Raw genomic sequence first — 1,603 nt, 5'->3', positions numbered from 1 at the left:
CGGTCTCTTTCCGATTGCCAGTAAGTTAATTTGAGTAAATGTTCTAGGAGACGAGTTAAAAGACTTTTGAGCGCGTGTCTTTCACTTCTCCCCATCGATTCAATCTCCTCAATTAAGTTGTCTAAATCCACCTCGGCAAACCGGCCTTTTTTTAATTGTTCTGCCGTGGTTTTTAGCCAGAGATAAAAATCTTCTTCGTATAATGTTAGGGTCGCTGTTTCTGTCGATCTAGTCATGACGGAACTGCCACAGGTGAAAACTAATCGGGATTCTATATTAATTAAACCGAAAAAAAAGAGAGCTTGCGCTCTCCTTCTGGGTTATTTGCTAATTTTACTAACTAGCGACAATATATTCCTTGACATTAGCCCGGCGACGGCGTAAATGAGCCAAGGCCTGGTGTTCTAATTGTCGCACTCGTTCCCGACTGATGTTCATTCTCTGACCAATTTTGGCTAAGGATAACTCTTTACCATCGGTTAAACCGAAACGGAGAGTAATCACTTCCCGTTGTTGGGGAGTTAATTCGGCCAGGAGATTGGCTAAGTCTTGCCGTAATAACTCTTGGGTGATGAAGGTATCGGGAGAAACTCCGCTATCTTCTAATAATTCCGACAATTCCGTATCTTGGTTATCGCCGACGCGCACATCAAGGGAGATGGGTTGACGGGCCATACTGAGATATTCGCGGATTTGAGCGGGTTCTAGCTCTAATTCCAGGCCAATCTCGGCAGGAGTGGCACTTCTCCCCAGTTTTTGGGCGAGTTCGCGCTGGGTTCTTTTGATTTTATTCAGTTTTTCGGTGATATGGATGGGTAAACGAATGGTGCGGGCCTGTTGAGCGATCGCACGAGTAATCGCTTGCCGAATCCACCAGTAGGCATAGGTAGAAAATTTATAACCTTTGGTGGGATCAAATTTCTCTACACCTCTTTCTAATCCCAGACTACCCTCTTGAATTAGATCTAGGAATTCCATGTTCCGCTTTTGATATTTTTTGGCGATCGCAACCACCAAGCGGAGGTTAGCTTCAATCATTTTCCGTTTAGCTCGATCGCCGGTTTTCAAGGCGCGATCCAGTTCATTTTCGCTTAAATTCACCGAATCCGCCCACTCCAAGCGATCTGGTTCCCGTCCTAATTGCTTCGATAGTGCTTCTTTCGCTTCTAACAGGCTCATCATCCGTTGGACTTGTTTGCCGTAAATAATTTCTTGTTCGTGAGTTAGGAGGGGAACTCGCCCAATTTCGTGCAGATAGGTACGCACCATATCGGCATTGAGGGTGGGCTGTGATTGAGTTTGGTTGGTTTTTGCGGTGGGCATTGGTTTGGTGGTGACTCCTTGACACAGAAAAAGTCTGTTACTATTCCGACTCGCGGGTGAGTCTGGCTTATCTGAAGTCGGTATGAGTTTGATCGGAATTTCTTTGATTGTATCCTGCGCTTTTAGACGCGGGCAATCCCCTAAAGGTTCAAAGTTAATTCATTCTTTGGTATGATGTTAAGTTTATGCTTTTTTCTCAACATCCAGAACAAAAGTATTATAGTGTAGGACTATCAACTACAATCGCTTGTTTTTGGGTCGCTTTTTCCTGAATCCTCGG

The 1,603-nt window shown here is 44.6% G+C and carries 2 protein-coding genes; both read right to left on the bottom strand.

The features are described 5' to 3' along the window. A partial coding sequence (locus PX484_RS03690; protein ID WP_288102896.1) for a DUF29 domain-containing protein occupies positions 1-236 on the bottom strand: 236 nt, incomplete at its 3' end. A gap of 100 nt (positions 237-336) precedes the next feature. Next, positions 337-1,323: an RNA polymerase sigma factor, RpoD/SigA family gene (locus tag PX484_RS03685; RefSeq protein WP_287665011.1), complete on the bottom strand. Its 987-nt coding sequence runs from the start codon at positions 1,321-1,323 to the stop codon at positions 337-339. Between the last annotated feature and the right edge of the window lie 280 nt (positions 1,324-1,603).

Origin of the sequence: Microcystis sp. M49636_WE2, from assembly GCF_030065375.1 — a bacterium.
Taxonomy (GTDB): Bacteria; Cyanobacteriota; Cyanobacteriia; order Cyanobacteriales; family Microcystaceae; genus Microcystis; species Microcystis aeruginosa_C.
This window is presented reverse-complemented; position numbering and strand designations above follow the sequence as displayed.

Bases quoted from the DNA above. Each gene is read 5' to 3' on its own strand.
- PX484_RS03685 (WP_287665011.1), bottom strand. From the start codon at position 1,323: ATGCCCACCGCAAAAACCAACCAAACTCAATCACAGCCCACCCTCAAT.